The sequence below is a fragment of the Pseudomonas sp. 2995-1 genome (genome assembly GCF_002742505.1).
GTDB lineage: Bacteria > Pseudomonadota > Gammaproteobacteria > Pseudomonadales > Pseudomonadaceae > Aquipseudomonas > Aquipseudomonas sivasensis.
In genome coordinates this window covers 1-282 of record NZ_LJSA01000159.1, presented here as the reverse complement: position 1 = coordinate 282, position 282 = coordinate 1, and the positions used below count along the sequence as shown (strand labels likewise).

1 protein-coding gene is annotated in these 282 nt (G+C 37.9%); it reads left to right on the top strand.

The genetic code is table 11. From position 1 onward, the window contains the following. Positions 1–102 precede the first annotated feature (102 nt). A partial coding sequence (locus tag AOA61_RS31755) for a hypothetical protein (RefSeq protein WP_218197321.1) occupies positions 103–282 on the top strand: 180 nt, incomplete at its 3' end.

Below are 282 nucleotides of genomic sequence, written 5' to 3'. Positions count from 1 at the left end.
CCTACAAAGCATTATATTTTAATTAATTTTCCTTTTCCCACATTACTTTTTGTATCTAATCACCCTTTTTCGGAAAAGATATGGTGTAGGAGGTGTCAAAACATGAAGCGTACTAACACTAAATACATGTTGTCAGGATTAGGGTTACTTCTCCTTATTTTTACAGGATGCAATGATGATGTAAATCCCCCTGAAGTACAGGGACAAAATACAAATGCAGCACAAGTAGAGCATAAGGACTGGGGGTCTGCATTAATGGGACCAGGGCCAATCAACTATGGT